This is a genomic window from Ruegeria sp. CDSA079, assembly GCF_059612245.1.
The window spans coordinates 200,026-217,103 of the sequence record NZ_JBXWQF010000005.1; the positions used below are offsets into that span (position 1 = coordinate 200,026).

Sequence of the window (17,078 nt, forward strand, 5' to 3'; positions counted from 1 at the left end):
CGCAGTTTGCGGGCATGACTGACGCTCTTGCTATTACCCGACTTCCACGTGCTTTTGATCCGTCTTTAGGCGACGAGGCACGGGCTTTGATCCCAGGATTGACTAAGGGGTTAGGGGATTTGGTTGCGGGAACCGCCGGGTCCAGCCCTTATCTGAAAGGTCTGATCGAGCGGGAGAAGGATTGGCTGCCTGAGGCCCTGATGCAACCGGATCAAGCGCTGGCGGAGGTCATGACCGCTGCACGCGACCTGCCGCCAGACCAGTTGAAGCCCGGCTTGCGGCAAGCCAAGCGGCGAATGGCTCTGCTCACGGCATTGGCCGATATTGCAGGTGCTTGGTCTTTGGAGAAGGTCACGGCGGCACTGACCGATTTCGGAGCTCTGGCAGCGGATATTGCAGCCAAGGCCGAGATTGCAGCATTGATCCGGCGCAAAAAGCTGCCCGGGATGACCGAGGAAGATGTCGAAACTGCAGCCGGTTTGGTCATCCTGGCGATGGGCAAGATGGGCGCGCATGAGCTGAACTACAGCTCGGACATAGATCTGATCGTTCTGTTTGACGAGACGCGATTTGACCCAGATGACTTTTATGAGGCCCGGCAGGGTATGGTTCGGGCAACGCGGAATTTCTGCGCAACGCTCAGCGACAAGACGGCTGATGGGTATGTGTTTCGAACCGATCTGAGGCTGCGCCCCGATCCCGCCGTGACACCGGTTTGCATGGCGATGGAGGCGGCTGAACGGTACTATGAAAGCCTTGGCCGTACCTGGGAGCGCGCGGCTTACATCAAGGCGCGGCCCTGTGCTGGGGATCTGGCCGCGGGTCAACGATTTCTGGACAGCCTGCGCCCCTTTGTATGGCGCCGCCATCTGGACTTTGCCGCCATTCAGGACGCCCACGATATGCGTCTGCGTATCCGGGAAAACAAAGGAACAGGTGGGTCTTTGTCGATTCCCGGCCACGACATGAAGCTGGGGCAGGGCGGTATCCGAGAGATCGAGTTCTTTACCCAGACCCGTCAACTGATCGCGGGCGGCCGCGACGCGGACTTGCGGGTGAGGGGGACTGTTCCGGGGCTGGCTGCACTGGCCTCGAAGGGCTGGGTGCCGCAGGACGTGGCCGAAAAACTGACCGATCATTACCGGGCGCACCGCGAGGTCGAACACCGCATTCAGATGATTCACGACGCTCAGACCCATAAAGTGCCAAATTCGCCGGATGGGATAGAACGGGTCGCTTGCCTGATGGGGATCAGCAGCGCCGAGTTGACACAAGACCTAACCCGCCGCCTGACTGAGGTGCATGAGTTGACCGAGGGGTTCTTCGCTCCGGGCCACTCACCAGCCCCCGCGCTGGTTCAGGACGTGGAGTTCGACAAAAACATACTGGCCCGTTGGACGACGTATCCGGCCTTGCGAAGCCAGCGCGGCGCTCGGATTTTCGAACGCCTGCGGCCCGAATTGCTATCACGCCTTGCCAAAACGGCCAAACCGGACGAGGCGCTTATGGCCTTGGACGGGTTTCTGGCCGGTCTGCCCGCCGGGGTGCAGCTGTTTTCACTGTTCGAAGCAAACCCGCATCTGATTGACCTTTTGGTCGATATTGTTGGCACATCCCATGCGCTTGCCTCGCATCTGTCGCGCAACGCGTCTGTGTTTGATGCGGTGATTGGGGGCAGTTTCTTTACCGATTGGCCAGGGCAAGAGGCGCTGCAGATCGAACTGGTACAGGCTCTGTCGGAAGAAACGGACTATGAATCCCAGCTTGATCTGGCGCGGCGCTGGTGCAAGGAATGGCATTTTCGCATCGGCGTGCATCATCTGCGGGGCCTGATCGATGGGGCACAGGCCGGTCAGCAATATGCAGAGCTTGCGCAGTCGGTGATCGCTGCCATACTCCCTCATGTCACGGACAACTTCGCCCGCAAACATGGTCCCGCGCCAGGGCGAGGAGCCGCCATTCTGGGTATGGGGTCGCTTGGGGCAGGGCGCATCAACTCGCAATCCGATTTGGACATGATCGTGATCTATGACCCCCTGGACCAAGAGATGTCGGATGGCCCGCGCCCACTGGCGACGCGGACTTATTACGCCCGGTTTACGCAGGCGCTGATCACTGCACTCTCGGCCCCCATGTCCCAAGGGCGCTTGTATGAGGTCGATATGCGATTGCGTCCCTCAGGCAACCAGGGGCCGGTGGCAACAAGCTGGGCCAGCTTTACCAACTATCAGCAAAATGAAGCCTGGGTGTGGGAGCACCTGGCCCTGACCCGTGCGCATGTCGTTGCGGGGGACGCGGGGTTGGCTGGGGACATTGAAACCTTCCGGACCGAATTCCTGTCACGCCCAAGGGATCAGGATAAAGTCCTTCGCGAAGTGGCCGAGATGCGTGCGCGTCTGGCCGCCGCCAAGGCGCCTGCGGGCATCTGGGATGCCAAGAACGGTCCCGGCCGTTTGATGGATATCGAGCTGATGGCGGAAACTGGCGCCTTGTTGGCCGGGTCTCAACAGCGCGATGTATCGTCCGGTTTGGATGGGGCCGTCGCTACCGGGTTGCTGGATGTCGCGCAGGCGCAATCTTTGAAAGATTGCTATAACTTATGCTGGTCTGTGCAATGCGCGGCGCGGCTGCTTTCTGGCAAGGTCATCGAAGCCGATAAGATCGGCGAGGGCGGTGCGGCCTTTTTGTGCCGGGCGACCGGGTTCGAACAGGTCGAGGCCCTACAGGCGGCATTGCAAGAGAGCTATGAGACCGCAGCCGATCTGATCGGTGGCGTAATTAAAGGGGGCGAAGATGGCGCGCAGCACTGATCCCAACGACCACAAGGGCTTGATCCGCGAAGCCTATCGCATCGAAGGCATCACCTTGCCGGAATGCCGCAGCATCTTTCTGGACTGGGCGCTCAGCCTGCCCGCCGATCGCGATCAGAATACGGCGCTGGCAGAATTGCACGCGGGCTACGTAGATCAGAACCCAGATCATCCTATGACTCAGGTGCTGAGCGAGGGCCTTCAGGCGGCTCAGGCCCCCAAACGCCGGGGTGGATGGAGATCTCGTAACCGCTAGGGCTTTTCCACCGGCGCGTTCCCGACTATGAGGGCGCCATGACCCAATCTGCCGACCGCCCCCGTATCCGCCTGAAACCCAAAGCCAATGCGCGCGGCCTGCGTCATGGTTTCCCCTGGGTCTATGCCAATGACATCGTCACCGACCGCCGCACGCGCAAGATCCCGGCGGGCGCTTTGGCCGTGCTTGAGGATGACAAACGCGCGCCCATCGCGCTGGTGGCGGTCAACCCCGAGTCCAAGATCATGTGCCGGGTGCTGGACCGTGATATTGACGCGCAGCTTGACGCCGTGTGGTTCCAAACCCGCCTGCAACGCGCCCTTGAGATGCGCGAAAGTCTATTTGACACCCCATATTATCGCCTGATCCATGCCGAAGCGGACGGCTTTCCTGGCGTGATCATCGATCGCTTTGGCGATGCCTGCGTCATCCAGCCGAACGCGGCCTGGGCCGAAGCGCATCTGGACCTGCTAACCACTGCTTTGCTCAAAGTCACAGGCGTGACCACTGTGCTGAAGAACGCTTCGGGTCGCACACGCGGGTTGGAAGGGCTGGACGACACCAATCAAACTCTGCACGGCACTGCACCTGATGCACCGCTACCGGTGCCGATGAATGGCGCGACCTATATGGCCGATCTGACCGGTGGGCAAAAAACCGGCCTGTTCTATGATCAGCGCCCCAACCATGCCTTCGCTGCGCGGCTTGTGCAACCGGGCGCGCAGGTGCTGGACGTCTTCAGCCATGTGGGCGGTTTTGGTCTTGCCATGCTTGCAGGCGGTGCAGAACAAGCGCTGTCCGTCGATGGTTCCGCCGCCGCACTGGCACTGGCTGCAAGTGGGGCCGAAGCTTCAGGTTTTTCCGACAAGTTTCAAACCCGGCAAGGCGATGCGTTTGACGTGCTGACCCAACTGGGGGAAGAGGGGGCGCAGTTCGATGTGGTGATCTGCGACCCGCCCGCTTTTGCGCCTTCGAGACAGGCGCTGGATGCGGGTCTGCGCGCTTATGAACGGATCGCCCGACTGGCCGCAGCTCTGGTCAAACCCGGCGGTTATCTGGGGTTGTGCTCATGCTCGCATGCCGCTGATCTGGGCCGTTTTCGCGATGCCTCGTCCCGCGGGATCGGTCGCGCCGGACGGCAGGCGCAACTGATCCATACCGGGTTTGCAGGACCGGATCACCCGCAATTGCCGCAACTGGCGGAAAGCGGCTATCTCAAAGCGGTGTTCTACCGACTATGAAAGCCGTGCTCGACACCTGCGTCATCTACCCCACGGTGATGCGCGAGATGCTGTTGGGTGCAGCACGTCTTGGTCATTTTACCCCGATATGGTCCGCACGCATCCTCGAAGAATGGGCCCGGGCGGCGCGCAAACTGGGCCCCACCGGTGAGGCACAAGCGCGTGCCGAAATCGCACTGACACAAGCCAACTGGCCAAATGCCGAGCACGCATCGAATGAAGGTCTGCAAAACCGACTTTGGCTGCCGGATGCCGCTGACATACATGTGCTGGCGACGGCAGTTGCGACCTCTGCCGTTATGATTGTCACAGTGAACGCCAAGGATTTCCCGCGAAATATCCTGTCCGAAGAGGGGCTTGAGCGTCGCGATCCCGACACTCTGCTGCTTGGGTTCTGGCAGTCGGACCCGGAAGGCTTGAACGCGCTCGGCATTCAGATCCTTGCCGAGGCCAACCGTCTCTCGGGCGACAAATGGACCCTGCGCGCACTAATGAAGAAAGCCCGCCTGCCACGCCTTGGCAAAGCCCTCAGCAGCTAAACGAGGTCCACCTACATCTGGCTAAAAATATCCCTGAGAGCGCGAGAGGCTGGCCTCTCGCTGCACACCCTCATCCACGGTCCCAACGCTGCTCAAGAGCTTCCAACGCTGCAATCCGCTCGTCCGTCTTGGGGTGACTCATCAACCACGCCGGAACGACACCGGCGCGCTGCTGCGTCAGGTCCTCCAACTTGTGAAACAGTGACTTCTGCGGTCCTATGCCGATACCGGCCTTGGTCAGCAATGCGGCAGCATATTCATCCGCCTCATATTCATCCCCACGTGACAGGCGTGAGGCCAAAAGGGCGGTCAACGCGTTGGCAATCATCGCGCCGATGAACGGGATGAACCGGTTCAGTACCAATATCAATGCCGTCCGCATCGCATTCTGACCGGAAAAATCAATCATCCGCCGCCGCGCATGTCCAAGGGCTACATGCCCGAGCTCATGCGCGATGACACTGGCCATTTCCTCGGCCGATACCTCGCCATTGCGAAACTTCCGATAAAACCCGCGCGTAATGAAAATCCGCCCGTCCGGAGCGGCCAGCCCGTTCACTGGGTCGATCTCGTAGATATAGACCGGCACCCGATCGATACCCAAAGCAGCGGCCAGCCGGTCCGTCATGCGTTTCAGCGCTGGGTCGGCCAGTTCCGTTGATTTCGCATCCAGTTCTCGATGGGTGCGCCAGACGGAAATCCGGTACATAGCCAGGCCGTATAGTAAGGCCAGAAGGATCGGAGTGAGTTTGATCATAGCCCAGATATGGTTCTTCGTCGCGAGTTCGGCAAGGCACAATGGCGCTGTCAGACGCTTCAATAACGTTTTGTACTGCCGGGAATATACTTACTTCCCTAGTGCTGGAAGCTTCAGGTTTTCATGTAGGTCAGCCAGAGTTCCGATTGTCAGTGTGGACCCCTTGGAGGCTTCAAAAAACGCGTGTTCAGCCTCTTTTTGCGCGACTAGGCTATCCGTCCTCAAATCTCTCAAACCAGCGCGCAGAGCGTCCCGAGCCTCCTCAAAGGTCTGCGCGTCCCGCAGTTCGTTATCCAACGCATCGAGTTTCTCGTTGTAGTCCGAGTCTCCGGGATCAAGCGCAGCGATGTCATCGGCAATCTGGTCGCTGCTTCGCCCGTCGTAACTTTCGTTCAGATCTCGCAAATCGCGTCGCGTGTCATACAACTGCCCGCGCAAGTCGTAATATTCCGCGGCAGCAGCCTGATAAGTGGCGATTTTCCCAACATTGCTGTTGGCCGCAGCGTTCTGGAAGGCCGGGGCCGCCGCTTTCGACGCATTCAGATTGCGCAGCTTGCCCGAGCCATAAGGATTGGTGATCGCAGCAACCAGCGGGTCATGATAGCGGTGTTTTTTAACGTCATGAGGCGTGCCAAAGCGAAGTTGATACTCGGTTTCTTTCGCATTGTAGTTATGGGTCTGAGAATACTGGTGATAGCTTGGATCGTGAGGCACCGGTTGCACCGTTACATCGTCTTTGTAACGGTTCTTGGGTTGCGGAAGCCCAAGATTGTCATGGAAATCTCCCAAGGTATCTTTGGTCAGACTACGCCCTTTGGAGGCGTTAAAGAACGCATCTTCAGCCTCTTGCAGGGCATCATTTGTCTGATGCCGAAAGTCTTTCAGATCGGCGCGCAATCCGTCGCGTGTTTCCTCATATGCTTCAGCGTCCCGCAATTCGGATTCCAGAGCTTCACGTTTGCTGTCGTAATCCGGATCATTCGGATCAAGCGCTGCAATGTCATCGGCAATCTGGTCGCTGCTTTGCCCATCATAACTTTCGTTCAGATCCCGCAAATCGCGTCGCGTGTCATACAACTGCCCGCGCAAATCGTAGTATTCCGCGGCAGCAGCCTGATAAGTGGCGATTTTCCCAACATTGCTGTTGGCCGCAGCGTTCTGGAAGGCAGGAGCCGCCGCTTTCGATGCATTCAGATTGCGCAGCTTGTCCGACCCGTAAGGATCGGTGATCGCAGCAACCAGCGGGTCATGATAGCGGTGTTTCTTGCGGCCATCCAAGTTAGGAGTAACATCATACCGGACAACAGGACGTAAAGAACGTTCGATCGGTTTGACCGAAACGGTCTGGTATGCGCGTTTCAAATTTGCGGACTTGCCGTTCGACTTCTTTTTAGGCTGCTTCCCAAACAGTTGCTGGACATCCTTCTTGAATTCTCGCCCAAATTCGCCAAGCGAGACTCGCCGAGCTTTTTGGTTTCCACCAACGTTAGATTTAGACTTTTTTGTCTTGGCGGCGTGTTGCTTTTTCGCGCCAGCACCTTTCCCCGAAACTGAGGCCTTGCCTTTGGGTTTGTTTTTGCCGGCACTATTTGCACGGGATCCTTTTGAGGAGTTTCCGTTTCCTTTGTCGGCTTTTCCGGAGTTTCCTTTACCACCGCCGTCGGCCTGCGACCCCCTTGACGAGTTTCCTTTTCCTTTAGATCCGCCCCCATTGTCGGCTTTCCCAGAATTCCCATTCCCCTTGCCGTTCTTTGCAATGGCAGTATCCGGCGCAAGTGCAAACGTCGCGGCCGCCCCGAACGTAACAATCAATGATGTGGCGGTTGCCACGGACGCAAGAAGATTTCTTAATTTGTGGTTGGTCATGTCTGCCCCCAAGCTTCGACCCGCTTGCACCTTACCACGAAACTGAAAATCGACGAGCCCTTAGGAGTCTCTTGCACTGTGATCGTAAGCAATATGCGCTTGGGAAGGATTGTATTTGAGGTCTGTTTGGAATCAGGAAACAATAAGGCGGCACTTGGGGCCTTACTTTGGCTAGCGGGTAAGTTCCCTCATGCCTCGTTCCAAGCCGGCCAGCGTCATCGGCACCATACGATCCTCGAAAATCTCTCGGATCATGTTAACGGAATGAGTGTATTCCCAATATTTCTCGGGCACCGGGTTGATCCAAAGATTTGACGCCCATTGCTCACGCGCGCGCGCTAACCAAACCTGACCGGCTTCCTGGTTCCAATGTTCATTGGCACCACCGGGATAGGCGATTTCGTAGGGACTCATCGAGGCGTCGCCGACAAAGATGCACTTGTAATCACCGCCATAGGTGCGTAGCACTTCGTGGGTAGGCGTCTGCTGATCCCAGCGACGGTGGTTGTCGCGCCATACGCCTTCATAAAGACAATTGTGGAAATAGTAGTATTCCAGATGCTTGAACTCGGTGCGGGCGGCCGAGAAAAGCTCCTCGACCACTTTGATATGCGGATCCATCGAGCCGCCGACATCCAGAAACAACAGAACCTTGACCGCGTTGTGACGCTCGGGGCGGGTCTTGACGTCGAGATAGCCGTGTTCAGCCGTGGCCCGGATGGTGCCGTCCAGATCCAACTCTTCAGCCGCACCTTCACGGGCCCAGCGGCGTAAACGTTTCAGAGCGACTTTGATGTTGCGGGTGCCCAGTTCAACTGTGTCGTCTAAGTTCTTGAATTCCCGTTTATCCCAGACTTTGACGGCGCGCTGATGGCGGCTTTCCTTTTGGCCAATGCGGACACCTTCGGGGTTATACCCATAGGCGCCAAACGGAGAGGTCCCGGCCGTGCCGATCCACTTGTTGCCGCCCTGATGGCGGCCCTGTTGATCTTTCAGCCGCTCGCGCAGGGTTTCCATCAACTTGTCAAAACCGCCAAGCGCTTCGATCTCGGCCTTTTCCTCGTCCGACAGGTGTTTTTCGGCCATCTTGGCCAGCCATTCGGCAGGGATATCCACGGCTTCCAGAACCTGATCGAAACAGATCTCGTTCAGCCCATCGAAACTGGCTGCAAAAGCGCGGTCGAACTTGTCGATGTTGCGTTCGTCCTTCACCATCGACACGCGGGCGAGGTAATAGAACGCTTCGACATCATAGGTGGCAAGGCCCTTTTTCATACCCTCCAGAAAGGTCAGGTATTCGCGTAAGGAAACGGGAATACCAGCTTTGCGGAGGTTTTCGAAAAAGGGCAGAAACATCGCGTTAGCCCACCAAACGGACCAGAACCAGCGAGATCACCAGACCGATCAGCGCAAACGCGATCCCGTAACCGGCTGCATATTGCGCCATATCGGCCCCGTTGCCGTTGCGTTTCTTCGCGGTCAAAGCGCCCAGGATTGCTCCCAGTATCGCCATTCCCAGAACTACCACCATGTGTGTTTCATCCGTCTGTCGTGCTGCCCGAGGCCCGCTGACCCGCGCTTTCAACCAAAGACCGGGCCACCAGATCCGAGCCAAAGCCGTATCGCGCCCAACCCAGACTGTCCAGCCTGACCGAACGGGCCTGTTGAACCTGTCCGGCCTGTTTCAGCGCCTCGGATTTCAACAGCAGCAACGTGGCCAGGATCGAGGCGTTCTCGGCGCGGGTCATCACGTCGATGGCGTCGTTCAGTTCGGGTAAAGCGCGGGGTCCCTGATCTTGAGCCAGCGCAAAGGCAGTGGTCTGAGTGGTGACATAGGCCCTGTGGACCTCGGTTCCAGGCGTTGCCTTCAGAAATTGCTGCGCGATCTGGAACTGTCTCAGTGCTTCGTTCGGGTCGCGGAATTGCTCCATCCGCCCCATAAGGTAGTGAGGGTAGGCGCGGCGGTGATCCGCCCACCCCAATTGCTGGCCGATGCGGGCCGCTTTTCTGGCAGCCCTCATTTGCCGGGGCGATCCCGGCCCGGGGCCCACCGATTTTTGAATGGCTTCGACCCATTCGCGGGGCGTTTCGGTCGCGGGTTGCACAGCCAATCTGTCCCCGCGCGGGTTCAGGCGGCTCAGCACTCCGGGGATCACGGCCTCGACCTGTTCCCGGCTCATTCCCGTTCGCAGCTCAGGCGCATAAGCGGCGCGCAGGATCAACATGTCAAACCCGGTCAGAACGGTGTGAATGTTGTCGTCGTTGAACACTGAATCCGGCAGATGATAGAGGTCATTCAGCGGCCCCAGCGCCTGAGCCAGCTCTTCATGCAGACAATCGCGTATTTCCTGAGGGCTGACATCATAAGGAATGAAAATGCCCAGCCGTTCACGTTGGCGTAACTCGGTCCAACTGCTTTTGGCTTTCCGGCGGTCACGGCGATACTCGTCCAGGCTTGAGGCATTTGGAACCACGAAACAGGCCGCATTGGGCAGAATGCGCAGGATGTCTTCCTGACTGACCGCCTCGATCGTGATATTGGCCTGACCCTCACGGATCTGCCGGATATTGATCCCGGCTTCGCGTTTCAGTCGGTTCAGCAGGTGCGTCAGGTCCTGCTGCATACTGGCGGTCGGCGACCCGGTCAGCCGCACCGTGACCGGCGTTTCAAACCGGGTGAATACGGGCAGGGCGGCCCCGCTTTCCAACGCGAAATGCAACGACACAAAGTCAGCAGCGATGTTCTTGTTGGACCGCGCGGGTGGCCATGGACGAGGAGAGCCGAACGACTTGGTTGGAGGAAGCGCCACTTCGACCGAGGTCACTTTTTCGGACAGTTCGATTGTTTGAACCGATGTGCAGCCCGTCACAAACAGTGCCAGCACCAAAGCGGACCAACGCATCATGAGCGGACGTACTTGATGAACGGTGAGAGCGTTCCGATGCGATCATACAGCTGCCGCGCGGTGTGGTTGAACTCCTGCGTCAGCCAGTAGACCGACGGGGCACCTTGCCGGTCGGCCTCGTCATAAACCGCCTGGATCAGCGCACGTCCAACCCCCTTTCCACGGGTTTCGGGTCTGGCGAACAGGTCTTGCAGATAGCACACCTTTTCCACCTTCCACGCATGTCGATGAAACAGGTAATGCGTCAGCCCGACCAGAGCGCCATCCTGTTCCGCGACAAAACACGAGAAGTCTTGAGGGTCTTCATCCAAAAGTCTGGAGAATGTTGTCTCGTACATCTCAGGAGGCAGGGTGGTTTCGTAAAATGCCAGATAGTCCCGCCACATATCAGCCCACTGGTCTTTGTCCTCGGCGCGAAGTGGGCGGATTTTCAGTGCATTCGCCAAGCGGTGTATCCAATTCTGTGGGTTTGAACTTGTTACTGTCGCGATGCTGGCATTCGGGGTGCAGCAACGCAACCCAAGATCACCGATTGTACAGGTGTTGGCTATCGTTTGCCACGCGCCATAAAGGCCAGACGTTCGAACAAGTGCACATCCTGCTCATTTTTTAGCAACGCCCCGTGCAATTTGGGCAGGGCGCTGGCCCCGTCGCGCTTGAGGTCTTCGGCGCTCAGATCTTCGGCCAGCAGCAGTTTCAGCCAGTCCAGAACCTCTGAGGTCGATGGCTTTTTCTTCAACCCCTGCGTCTCGCGGATTTCATAGAACTGGGTCAGCGCAGTAGTCAGAAGTGCGTCTTTTATGCCCGGGTGATGCACCTCGACGATGCGGCGCATCGTGGCCTCGTCAGGGAAGCGGATGTAGTGAAAGAAACACCGGCGCAGAAACGCGTCGGGCAGTTCCTTTTCATTGTTCGACGTGATGATGACGATGGGACGGTTCTTGGCCCGGATCGTTTCGGCGGTCTCGTAGACATGGAACTCCATCTTGTCGAGTTCCTGCAAAAGGTCGTTGGGAAACTCGATATCCGCCTTGTCGATCTCATCGATCAGCAGAACGACCTTTTCATCGGCCTCGAACGCCTGCCAAAGCTTACCCTTGCGGATATAATTCGACACGTCATGCACACGCTCTTCACCCAACTGACTGTCGCGCAGTCGGCTGACCGCATCGTATTCATACAGGCCCTGTTGCGCACGCGTGGTGGATTTCACGTTCCACTCGATCATCCGCAACCCCAACGCCCCGGCCACCTGTTTGGCCAACTCGGTCTTGCCGGTGCCGGGTTCACCCTTGACCAGCAGAGGGCGTTCGAGTGTGACGGCAGCGTTCACGGCAATGGTCAGATCGTCCGTGGCGACATATTCGGCAGTGCCTTGAAAACGTGCGGTCATGAGCCTCTCGTGTGGTTTTATGGCATGGATGGGTGAATTGTGTTTTCCGGGTTACAGAGAGGCAAGGATTTTGACAACCCGCGTCCCTGCGTCGGTCAACAGGATTTTTGCTGCATCTCCAACCCCTTTTGCTTGATTCGCGCGCTGCCAAAGCTTGGCATCGTGCGGTTCGCCCTAAAAATGCCTGCTGAATTTCATAGAAAAACAAGGTTTTGTTGATGTTTGTCTCATAGTTAGACAAATCCACGCGGGCACATGTGGACGCAACGTTTGTGTAGTGACATTCCACCGCCCGTCGGCTAAACGCTGCGCAGAAGGGAGAGCCAAATGTCAGGTGAAACAGCCGCGACCGACGTTTCTGGCCATACCGAGGGAGCAAATATGAAGCAGGAAGTTTTTCTGCCGGAAGATTACCGTCCGGCCGAAGATGAACCTTTCATGAATGATCGTCAGCTTGAGTATTTTCGCCGCAAGCTGCTGGATTGGAAGACAGAGCTATTGGCAGGCAGCCGCGACACGATCGAAGGGCTGCAGGACAACACTCGTAACATTCCGGACGTCGCAGACCGCGCCAGCGAAGAAACAGACCGCGCGCTTGAACTGCGTACCCGGGATCGTCAGCGCAAACTGGTCGCCAAGATCGACTCGGCCCTGCGCCGTATCGAAGAAGGCGAATACGGATACTGCGAAAAGACTGGTGACCCGATTTCGCTGAAACGTCTGGATGCGCGTCCGATTGCCACCATGACGCTTGAGGCACAGGAACGTCACGAGCGCCGGGAAAAGGTCCACCGCGACGATTGATCGCCGGGCTCAGGGTAAAAAACATAAGCGCCGGGGCCTGTGGCCCCGGCGTTTTTGCGTTAAGGCGGGGGCATGAATATCAACGGTCTGAAATTCTGTGTCATTGGCGGCGGCATCGGTGGTCTGGCGGCCGCGCTTGCGTTGCGTGTCAGGGGCGCACAGGTCACAGTGCTCGAACAAGCCAGCGAACTGACCGAAGTCGGAGCGGGCCTGCAAATCAGCGCCAACGGCATGTCTGTGCTGCGGGCCCTTGGGGTTGCGGATGATAAACCTGCCTTTGGGCAGAAATCATTTGGTACTGTGCTGCGCGACTATCGCAATGGACGGGTCATCAGTCGCGTACCCAGTCCCGCTGCAGGACCGACCTATTACTACCATCGCGCCGACCTGCTTGACTTACTGCACAAAGCCGCGGTGCACGCCGGAGTAGAGATATGCCTTGGGTCTCGCGTGACTGAAGTGCGGAAACACTCCGGAGAGGCCGAGATTGTTCTGGAAAGCGGCGAAAGGCTGCGCGCCGAATGTGCTATTGCAGCAGATGGCGGGCGCAGCGTGATCCGGCCGATCCTCAACGGGCCTGAAACTCCCGCCTTCACCCATCAAGTCGCATGGCGTGCCACGATCCCGTGGAGCCATCCCGACCAGACGCCGCGTGCCGCGCTGACCATGGGGCCTGGGCGTCACGTGGTGACGTATCCTCTGCGCGATCAGAGCCTAATGAATGTCGTGGCGATCGAAGAACGGTCGGACTGGCGCGAGGAAGGATGGCGGCAGGAGGGACACCCAGAGGACTTGCGCGCGCGCTTTGCCGATTTCGGTGGTGAGGTGGGTGATATTCTTGCGCAGATCGAGCAGGTCAACATTTGGGCTTTGTTCCTGCGCCCGGTTGCCGAGAAATGGCAAAACGGCCGCCTCGCCCTGCTAGGGGATGCAGCACATCCTACGTTGCCGTTCATGGCGCAAGGGGCCTGTTTGGCGTTGGAGGATGCGTGGTGCCTTGCCCGCGCCTTCGAGGCGCAGTCGGGTGTCGTGAAGGCGTTGGCCGCCTATGAGAGTTTCCGGAAACCACGCGCGCAAAAAGTCGTCGCGACCGCAGGATCAAACGCGCGAAACTTTCACCTGAGCGGCCCAATGCGTCTGGCCGCTCAAGCTGCTTTGATGGCGCTTGGTCCAAGGTTTGCGCAGCGATACGATTGGATCTACAGCTACGATCCGACCGGGTGAGGAATCACAGATCCAGATCAACCCAAACCGGCACATGGTCCGAGGGCTTTTCGTGTCCCCGAATCTCAAAATCGATCCGGCAATCACGCATCAAGTCCGCAGCCTGTGGTGTCAGCAGGAAATGGTCGATCCGAATGCCGTCATTCCGGTTCCATGCACCCGCCTGATAATCCCAGAATGAATAGTGCCCATGGCCTTGGGTTGTGGTCCGGAATGCTTCAGTAAACCCAAGGTTCAGAATCTTGCGAAACGCCGCGCGGCTTTCGGGCCGGAACAGGGCGTCCTCCCGCCAGGCTTCAGGACGTTTGGCATCTTCGGCCTGCGGAATGATATTGTAGTCGCCCGCCATCAGGGCCGGTTCTTCACTGTCCAGAAGATCACGCGCGCGCTGATACAGCCGTTCCATCCAGTCCAGTTTATAGTCGTATTTCGGGCCGGGTACCGGGTTGCCATTGGGCAGGTACAAACCGCAGATTCGAAGCGCCTTTTTGCCGATGACGGTCGCTTCGATCCAGCGCGCTTGTTCATCTTGATTATCCCCCGGCAGGCCGCGCGAGACGTCTTCCAAAGGCAGTTTCGACAGGATTGCTACGCCATTGAAACTCTTTTGCCCGTGGGTTTCCACGTTATACCCACGCTCTTCAAACATTTCGCGGGGGAAGTTCTCGTCGATGGATTTGATCTCTTGCAAGAGAACGACATCAGGTTGTGCGTCATCTAGCCACCGCGGAAGGGCTTCGGCCCGCGCTTTGATTCCGTTGATATTGAACGTGGCGATTTTCATGCGCAATCCTCCGAAGCACTGTCGCACCTATCGCTCAGAACGAGCCCAACGGCAAGTCGGAGAGCGAGTATGCGAGGCTCTGCCTCGCGCTCCGGGATATTTTAAGCCAGATGAAGAAACGGATCTTTAACCTATTTTTCTCAAATTGAAGTGGCGGTACAGGCGGGGACGCCGATGTCCGCGCCAGGTGAAGCTCTCTGGTCGTTGGATCAGAGAGCGGATCCCTGCTTCATCTGGCTAAAAATATCCTGGGGGTGTGGGGGCAAGGCCCCCATCGCGCTCACATCGAAAAGGACGTGCCGCAACCGCAGGAAGAGGTGGCATTGGGGTTGTCGATCACAAATCGCGCGCCAATCAGTTCTTGAGTGAAGTCGATAACTGCGTTTTCCAGAAAAGGCAGCGAGATCGCATCAACGATGACTTTCTGACCTTTGCCCTCAAGGACCAGGTCATCCTCTTTTGGAGCGTCCAGCGCGATTTCGTATTGAAAGCCTGAGCAACCGCCGCCTTCCACTGCAACACGCAGGGCTTGACCCTGGTCTGCGGCGCCGATCTCGGCCAGACGTTCAAAAGCGCGTTCAGTGACTGTCGGGGGCAGATTCATGCCGCTCTCCAAAGGTTTATTTCCTCAGCATCCTACAATATATGGAACCCAAGGACAGGCGACAAGGACTAGACCTTTGGTCAGAGCGAGTTTTGCCTCGGATCCGGCGCGCGCAAGAGGGCGGCTGGTACCTGAGGAGGAGAGCAGTTTCCGGTCATGTTTTCAGCGTGACCGGGACAGGATCATTCATGCCAGCGCCTTTCGGCGGCTCAAGCACAAGACGCAAGTGTTTGTCGAGCATGAAGGCGACAGCTATCGCACCCGTTTGACCCATTCCATAGAAGTGGCTCAGGTGGCGCGAACCATTGCCGGGGCGTTGGGCCTGAACCCGGAGTTGACGGAAGCCGTGGCGCTGGCTCATGACCTGGGACATACGCCTTTTGGCCACACCGGTGAGGACGCTTTGCATGCGTTGATGGAGCCCTTTGGCGGTTTTGATCACAACGCACAGGCCATTCGGATCGTCACAAAGTTAGAGCGCCACTACGCGGAATTTGATGGTTGTAACCTGACCTGGGATTGTCTGGAGGGTATCGCAAAGCACAATGGTCCGGTCAATGGTGATCTGCCTTGGGCGCTGGCCGAGTGCAATCAGGGTTTCGATCTGGAATTGCACACCCATGCCAGCGCTGAAGCGCAGGTTGCAGCGCTGTCTGACGATATTGCCTACAACAACCACGATCTTCTGGACGGTCTGCGCGCAGGGTTGTTCGCAGATGATGATTTGCGAGACCTGCCAATCGTTGGGGCTTGTTATGCTGAGGTAGATTCGAAATACCCAGCGCTGGATGACTATCGCAGGCGTCACGAGGCGTTACGGCGGGTGTTCGGTGTGATGGTGTCAGACGTCATCAACACGTCCCGTGACTTGATCGAGAGCTCGGGGGCGCAGTCGGTCGAGGACATCCGCCATCTGGGTCATCCTGTTATTCAGTTCTCTGATGGGGTTTGGGCGCAGCTTCGCGAAATCCGGGCGTTTCTGTTTACCCGGATGTATCGCGCGCCCAGCGTGATGAAAGTTCGGGCGGAGGTCGCAAAGATAGTGGAAGACCTATTTCCGATCTATCTCAACGACCCCAGGCAAATGCCGGCACGCTGGCACGATGACATTGAAGCAGCCAGAGACGAGACGGCATTGGCACGTATTGTATCGGACTATATCGCAGGTATGACCGACCGCTTTGCCTTGCAGGATCATGAGCGGCTGACCGGCTGATCACTCTACAGCGATATAGGCGATGGCCCAGACTTGCTGACCTGCCTGTTTTGCGGATTGGTCGGCGTCATCGGTGGGCGGGAACACGATCATCGTGGGGCCGTACCCGCCGATCCCCAACGGGGCGTCATCGGCGTGCGTGGCAACGATTGGTTTGTTTGTTGCGATGCTGTCCCACTCGATTTCGGCCTGATATCCATCCAGTGCCATGGGCAGGGCCTTTTTCCCTTCGGCTCCGGCCATGATCATGACCTCGGAAAGGAGAGGACCTGAGAACGCATAGTCTCGTTGATTGCCCGGGGCGCCGTAGGGAATTTTGATCTCAAATTGCTCCAGCGCATCCAGCATGGCCGCATCAAATCCGGCTGCGCCGTCATGTGTGACTTCCAGATAGCCCAGCAAACCGCCGTCGTTCTCGCCTCGCGCAGGCAAGTTGGATTCGCTGACAGCGCCGCCAAGCGTCAGCAGCACGTGGCCCTGTGGTTGAGGCATTTCAGCCTGAGCGGGCAGGGCGATCGTCAAAAGCAGGGCAAGAGGCAGGGTGCAGCGCATGCGGGTCTCCGAGTGTTGAATTCAGGCTGAGATTAACGTGCTACACCTCGAAACCAAGCTTAAACATTAGGCTTCCATTGACCTTGCTGTGTTGCGTGGTAAACCGCCGGGCAAGCAAAAGGACAT

The 17,078-nt window shown here is 57.8% G+C and carries 17 protein-coding genes; 7 read left to right on the forward strand and 10 right to left on the reverse strand.

What is annotated here, in order from left to right:
* The first annotated feature begins 14 nt into the window (after positions 1-14).
* The 4 genes from AC2FJZ_RS07420 to AC2FJZ_RS07435 are packed head-to-tail and all read left to right on the forward strand — an operon-like array spanning position 15 to position 4,846.
* Positions 15-2,810, forward strand: a complete 2,796-nt coding sequence (locus AC2FJZ_RS07420; RefSeq protein ID WP_496776778.1) for a [protein-PII] uridylyltransferase family protein — start codon at positions 15-17, stop codon at positions 2,808-2,810.
* Positions 2,794-3,066: a hypothetical protein gene (locus tag AC2FJZ_RS07425; RefSeq protein ID WP_050602186.1), complete on the forward strand. Its 273-nt coding sequence runs from the start codon at positions 2,794-2,796 to the stop codon at positions 3,064-3,066. The genes AC2FJZ_RS07420 and AC2FJZ_RS07425 overlap by 17 nt, the downstream gene beginning before the upstream one ends.
* Before the next feature lie 38 nt (positions 3,067-3,104).
* Positions 3,105-4,307, forward strand: a complete 1,203-nt coding sequence (locus AC2FJZ_RS07430; protein WP_496776780.1) for an RSP_2647 family RNA methyltransferase — start codon at positions 3,105-3,107, stop codon at positions 4,305-4,307.
* Positions 4,304-4,846, forward strand: coding sequence for an RSP_2648 family PIN domain-containing protein (locus AC2FJZ_RS07435; RefSeq protein WP_496776782.1), 543 nt, complete (start codon positions 4,304-4,306; stop codon positions 4,844-4,846). Before AC2FJZ_RS07430 ends, AC2FJZ_RS07435 begins: the two co-directional genes overlap by 4 nt.
* A gap of 70 nt (positions 4,847-4,916) precedes the next feature.
* Here AC2FJZ_RS07435 and AC2FJZ_RS07440 read toward each other — a convergent pair whose 3' ends face one another.
* From AC2FJZ_RS07440 to AC2FJZ_RS07470, 7 genes are all read right to left on the reverse strand, one after another.
* The gene (locus tag AC2FJZ_RS07440; protein ID WP_050602189.1) at positions 4,917-5,603 is read right to left on the reverse strand and encodes a M48 family metallopeptidase; all 687 of its coding nucleotides are present in this window, start codon (positions 5,601-5,603) and stop codon (positions 4,917-4,919) included.
* A gap of 90 nt (positions 5,604-5,693) precedes the next feature.
* Positions 5,694-6,965 carry a hypothetical protein gene (locus AC2FJZ_RS07445; RefSeq protein WP_496776784.1) on the reverse strand — a complete coding sequence of 424 codons (1,272 nt, stop codon included), beginning with the start codon at positions 6,963-6,965 and terminating at the stop codon, positions 5,694-5,696.
* A gap of 675 nt (positions 6,966-7,640) precedes the next feature.
* Positions 7,641-8,825: a vWA domain-containing protein gene (locus AC2FJZ_RS07450; protein WP_496776785.1), complete on the reverse strand. Its 1,185-nt coding sequence runs from the start codon at positions 8,823-8,825 to the stop codon at positions 7,641-7,643.
* A 4-nt stretch (positions 8,826-8,829) separates the two neighbouring features.
* Complete coding sequence (locus tag AC2FJZ_RS07455) at positions 8,830-9,000, reverse strand: hypothetical protein (protein ID WP_172677845.1); 171 nt, start codon at positions 8,998-9,000, stop codon at positions 8,830-8,832.
* A 7-nt stretch (positions 9,001-9,007) separates the two neighbouring features.
* On the reverse strand, positions 9,008-10,375 hold the full coding sequence (locus tag AC2FJZ_RS07460; RefSeq protein WP_496776786.1) for a DUF2927 domain-containing protein: 1,368 nt from the start codon (positions 10,373-10,375) through the stop codon (positions 9,008-9,010).
* The gene (locus AC2FJZ_RS07465) at positions 10,372-10,821 is read right to left on the reverse strand and encodes a GNAT family N-acetyltransferase (protein WP_496668981.1); all 450 of its coding nucleotides are present in this window, start codon (positions 10,819-10,821) and stop codon (positions 10,372-10,374) included. The genes AC2FJZ_RS07460 and AC2FJZ_RS07465 overlap by 4 nt, the downstream gene beginning before the upstream one ends.
* A 101-nt stretch (positions 10,822-10,922) precedes the next feature.
* Complete coding sequence (locus AC2FJZ_RS07470) at positions 10,923-11,768, reverse strand: AAA family ATPase (protein ID WP_496668980.1); 846 nt, start codon at positions 11,766-11,768, stop codon at positions 10,923-10,925.
* Between the two features lie 381 nt (positions 11,769-12,149).
* Between AC2FJZ_RS07470 and dksA the strand changes: the two genes are divergently transcribed.
* Both dksA and AC2FJZ_RS07480 read left to right on the forward strand, forming a co-directional pair.
* Positions 12,150-12,572: an RNA polymerase-binding protein DksA gene (dksA, locus tag AC2FJZ_RS07475; protein WP_050602554.1), complete on the forward strand. Its 423-nt coding sequence runs from the start codon at positions 12,150-12,152 to the stop codon at positions 12,570-12,572.
* A 72-nt stretch (positions 12,573-12,644) separates the two neighbouring features.
* Positions 12,645-13,796, forward strand: coding sequence for an FAD-dependent monooxygenase (locus AC2FJZ_RS07480; protein ID WP_496776787.1), 1,152 nt, complete (start codon positions 12,645-12,647; stop codon positions 13,794-13,796).
* Positions 13,797-13,800: 4 nt separating this feature from the next.
* Here the strand turns inward: AC2FJZ_RS07480 and xth are convergent, their stop codons facing one another.
* Together xth and AC2FJZ_RS07490 are read right to left on the reverse strand one after the other, a co-directional pair.
* Positions 13,801-14,580, reverse strand: coding sequence for an exodeoxyribonuclease III (gene xth, locus AC2FJZ_RS07485; RefSeq protein WP_496776788.1), 780 nt, complete (start codon positions 14,578-14,580; stop codon positions 13,801-13,803).
* A 280-nt stretch (positions 14,581-14,860) separates the two neighbouring features.
* On the reverse strand, positions 14,861-15,184 hold the full coding sequence (locus AC2FJZ_RS07490) for a HesB/IscA family protein (protein ID WP_496668975.1): 324 nt from the start codon (positions 15,182-15,184) through the stop codon (positions 14,861-14,863).
* Between the two features lie 76 nt (positions 15,185-15,260).
* Between AC2FJZ_RS07490 and AC2FJZ_RS07495 the strand changes: the two genes are divergently transcribed.
* A complete protein-coding gene (locus AC2FJZ_RS07495; RefSeq protein WP_496776789.1) occupies positions 15,261-16,400 on the forward strand; it encodes a deoxyguanosinetriphosphate triphosphohydrolase in 1,140 nt (379 codons plus the stop codon).
* Here AC2FJZ_RS07495 and AC2FJZ_RS07500 read toward each other — a convergent pair whose 3' ends face one another.
* Positions 16,401-16,952, reverse strand: coding sequence for a putative pterin-binding protein (locus AC2FJZ_RS07500; protein WP_496776791.1), 552 nt, complete (start codon positions 16,950-16,952; stop codon positions 16,401-16,403). It abuts the gene before it with no gap.
* Between the last annotated feature and the right edge of the window lie 126 nt (positions 16,953-17,078).